At 63.3% G+C, this 4,094-nt stretch carries 4 protein-coding genes; 1 reads left to right on the forward strand and 3 read right to left on the reverse strand.

All coding sequences use genetic code 11. The features are described from left to right. Nucleotides 1-143: 143 nt before the first annotated feature. Both VMF11_14240 and VMF11_14245 read right to left on the reverse strand, forming a co-directional pair. Complete coding sequence (locus tag VMF11_14240; GenBank protein ID HTU71459.1) at nt 144-584, reverse strand: hypothetical protein; 441 nt, start codon at nt 582-584, stop codon at nt 144-146. Then, nucleotides 562-1,074 carry an adenine phosphoribosyltransferase gene (locus VMF11_14245; protein HTU71460.1) on the reverse strand — a complete coding sequence of 171 codons (513 nt, stop codon included), beginning with the start codon at nt 1,072-1,074 and terminating at the stop codon, nt 562-564. The genes VMF11_14240 and VMF11_14245 overlap by 23 nt, the downstream gene beginning before the upstream one ends. Nucleotides 1,075-1,136: 62 nt before the next feature. Between VMF11_14245 and VMF11_14250 the strand changes: the two genes are divergently transcribed. Beyond that, nucleotides 1,137-1,910 (forward strand): hypothetical protein, encoded by a 774-nt coding sequence (locus VMF11_14250; GenBank protein HTU71461.1) that lies wholly within the window; start codon nt 1,137-1,139, stop codon nt 1,908-1,910. Here the strand turns inward: VMF11_14250 and VMF11_14255 are convergent. Further along, a complete protein-coding gene (locus tag VMF11_14255; protein ID HTU71462.1) occupies nt 1,896-3,950 on the reverse strand; it encodes an EAL domain-containing protein in 2,055 nt (684 codons plus the stop codon). The genes VMF11_14250 and VMF11_14255 overlap by 15 nt on opposite strands. Between the last annotated feature and the right edge of the window lie 144 nt (nt 3,951-4,094).

Genomic DNA, 4,094 nt, shown 5'->3' on the forward strand with positions numbered 1-4,094 from the left:
TCGATCCGCGCGCGCACCATCCCCAAAAGGCACACACCCCGCCGATGACACACCCCTGGAAAAAACAAACCTACCGGGCGATCTCGACGAAGGGACATCTCTAACGAGTTTCAGGGGGACATCCCAGCCGAGCTTGTACACCGCTATAATTTGTCGCGGAAGAAGATCCCGTCGATCTTGCCGGTCGCCGAGTCGATCGTGAGCTGCTCGTAGACCTTCCCGTCGGTACAGATCATCTGATAGATGTAGCCCTTGACGCCGGCCGGCCCGTCGACGATCCCGAGCGGACCCCACCACTGGGTGCGAACCAAAGCCCCGAGCGCCGCCAGCGCCCGTGAGGTGTTGGCGATCTGTTCGTCGGTGAGCTTGGGCTGGGTCTCCGGGGCGTAGCGGCTCTTGTCCACCACGCCGGCCTGCCAGGCGACGAACTCGTGCCGTGCGATCGCCGTGATCGCCGGATCCGCCGGCGGCGGCGAGGGTGTTACGGTCGGGGTGGGCGTCGGGTGCGGCCGTGCCGGCGCGGCTACCGGAAGGAGCGCCAGCGCCAGCAGCGCTGCCGTGCTAGTAGCGAATGAACGAAACAACGTCGACCCCGTGCAATGCATCGCGCCCGCTCAGCGCTTCCAGTTCGATCAGGAACGCAAAAGCCTCGATATGCGCGCCGAGCCGTTCGAGCAGACGGCGCGTCGCCGATGCCGTGCCGCCGGTCGCGAGCAAATCGTCGACGACCACGACGCGATCGCCGTCGGACAGCGCGTCGGCGTGAATCTCGAGCGAATTGGTCCCGTACTCGAGCGCGTACGATTCGGACAGTTTGCTGAACGGCAATTTTCCCGGCTTGCGCACCGGAATGAAGCCGGCGCCGATCGCATACGCGAGCGGCGCGCCTAACATATATCCGCGCGCCTCGACACCGACTACGTAGTTGATTCCTTTGCCCTTGAACCTCTCGACGAATAGGTCGATCGCTTCCTTAAAGCCGGTCTTGTCTTTGAGGAGCGGTGTTATGTCGCGAAAGAGGATTCCGGGAATGGGAAAGTCTGGGATCGCACGGATCAGTTCTTGCGTTTTCACTGCCGGGCGAGCTTTCGAGAGAGGTCGGAACGAGCCTCTTCGTCGTACGGACTACGTCGAAAGTGACTGCTCAAGACGGACGGCGGCTCGCGATTGCGCTCGCGGTTGCAATCGCGCTTCACGAGGTGGTGGCCATGCTGATTCCGCGACAGCCGCCGCTCGAAACACGCGAAGCCCCGATCATCGTACACGTGACGCTCGCGCGCATCGTCCGCAAGCCAAGGCCCCGGCCCAGTCCGACGCCGACGCCGCCGCCGGTCAAGGTCCCCGTGCCGGCCGTGGTCGCCGCCGGCGTTCACGCGCACGTCGAACCGGTCAAACACGCTGGAGCGAAGCGGCCGACACCGCCGAAAGTCCATCTCGTTACGCCTGCGCCCGCGCTTCCGACCGGCGGCCAAGGCGCCGGCGCGCAGAACGGCGTAGGCGCGGGCAGCCTTTCCGATGTGAACGGCAACGGCAACGGTACGGGAACGGCCGGCAACGGCAACGGCGCCGCGATTTGCGGGGCAGTCGACTTCGAAGCCAGCGGTCTGGCGCACTACGACGCGCAGACGGGCTTCTACGAACGCAGCGACATCATTGCCACCGTGTACTATGCCGACGGAAGCTCGCAACGGATTCCGCTCGATTGGACCTGGCAGTACAAAAGTGAAGCGGACGATCCGTTCGATCCGGCATCGAGCGCACCGATGCTCTTCCAGTTTCCGCCTCCCGATCAGATCGCGAGCGAACCGCCGGTCATCCAATACATCATCGCGCACACGACGCCCGACGGAAGAACCCGCCTCAACGATCAGTGCCCGAATATTCCGCCGCCGCCCTCACCCCACCCGTAGCACCGGCAGCGATTCCACCAGCTGTCCCGCTTCGACCGGACGGCCGAAGTGGAATCCCTGTGCGCGCTCGCAGGTCAACTGCGAGATGAACTTCCACTGCTCTTCGGATTCGACGCCCTCGGCGATGATGTCCAAGCCGAGCGAACGCGCCAGTGAAACGATCGCGCGTACGATCGCACGATCGTGACCATCCTCACCGCTGACGTCGCGAATAAAGGTGCGATCGATCTTCACCGCGCTTATCGGCAGGCGCTTGAGATAACCCAGCGCACTATAGGCAACACCGAAATCGTCGACCACGATGCTGATGCCAAGGCCGCTGAGCATGCGCATCGTCATCAGCGAAACGTCGTCGATCTTCATGTCCTCGGTGATCTCGATCTCGAGTCCCTGCGGCGGCAAACCCGTCTCGGCCAGAATGTCGCGAATCGTATCGCCGAGGTCGACCTCGCTGAAATCGCGCGCGGAAAGATTGACGGCGATGCGGAAGTTCGGATAACCCATCGCGCGTACGCGCGCCGCTTCCGTACACGCTTCGCGCAGAACCCAGCGTGAAATCGGTACGATCAGCCCGGTCTCTTCGGCGATCGCGATGAACTCTTCGGGAAGAATCTGTCCGTGTTTCGAGTGGTGCCAGCGCAATAATGCTTCGGCGCCGACGGTCTCGCGCGTGCGCGCATCGACGATCGGCTGGTAGAGCAAATGAAATTCGTTGCGTGGAATCGCGTAGTGCAGGTCTTGTTCCAGGCGAAGACGGTAGGGCGCCTGTTCGTCGCCGCCGATGTCGAAAAATCCGATCCGCGTGCGGCCGCTGTATTTGGCGCGATACATCGCGGAGTCGGCGCGCGAGAGTAGCTCTTCGGCGCTGATGCCGTCGTCGGGGAAGGTGCTTGCGCCAATGCTCGCACTGACGAAGAGCTGGCGTTCGGCGATGAAGAAAGGCTCCGCCAGCGCAAGCTGGATGTCGGCCGTGACCATCGGGACGCTGACCGTCCGCCCGAGTTCGAGCATCACGATGAATTCGTCGCCGCCGCTGCGGAACACGTTCGCGTTCGGATCGACGGCGCGACGCAAACGAACGGCGAATTGCCGCAGCAGTTCGTCGCCGGCGCGGTGTCCGAGCGTATCGTTGATCGTCTTGAAACGATCGAGATCGACGAAGAGCACGCCGAAGCGCTGTTCCTGATTTTCCGCCTGCGCGATCATTTCGATCATCTGTTCTTCGAGCGCGAGCCGGTTGGGAAGCTGGGTCAGCGCGTCCATGCGCGCGAGCCGCGCCAGATGATCGGCCGTTTCCTTCATCTCGGTGATGTCGAGCGCGATGCCGATCGCACCGATGATCGAACCGCTCGTACCGCGCAGCGGTTCGACGTGATGCTGCAGCCAGCGGCCGCCGTGGAAGGATTCGAAGCGCTGCGAGTCGCCGCCGAAGACCCGCCGAATCTGCTCGACGCGGTCCTCGCCGAGCTCTTCTTGCGTAAAGCCGCGCGCCGAAGGCGCCGTGCCGACGAACGAGGTGAAGCGCAGATCCAGATCGACCGTCCAGATCAATGCCGGAACTTGCTCGAGCAAGAGGCGCAGGCGACGCTCGGAGTCGCGCAACATGATCTCGGCGCGCTTGCGATCGCTGACGTCGCGAAGGTAGACGAGCACTTCCTGCGCCGCGGGCTGAATGCGGATTTCGATCCAGGTGTTGCGGCCGGGGAAGAATTGCGTGCGTTCGATCGGCATGCTGCTGCTGCGAACGCTGCGCATCTCCGGCAACAGATCCGAGGCAAGCGGATCCAGAACTTTGTCGACGCGACGGCCGACCAGATCGGCGGCGGTGGAGTTGAGCAGCTCCTCGGCTTTTTCGTTGACGTGCGTAAAGCGCCAGCGGTCATCGACGATGAAGATGCCGTCTTGGACGCTTTCGAGCACACTGTAGCGCCGTTCATCGAACCGGCGGCGGATGAGCAGTCGGATATAGACGACCGCGATCAATGTCGCCGCGGTGCTGGTCGCCACGACCGACAGCACGACGGCGAGCAACTCGGTCACAGCACGCCGCGCTCCTCGAGGACGTCGCGCAGCGCGCTGCGCGATTTGACGTTGAACATCCCGTAAAGGGCCTGCACCTCGCGCTTGATCGTGAACTCGCTGCGGCTGAAGCGATGCGAGAGCTGCGGCATCTCGAGTCCCTCG

It is taken from the genome of Candidatus Baltobacteraceae bacterium (genome assembly GCA_035502855.1).
In the GTDB taxonomy this organism is placed as follows: domain Bacteria; phylum Vulcanimicrobiota; class Vulcanimicrobiia; order Vulcanimicrobiales; family Vulcanimicrobiaceae; genus Aquilonibacter.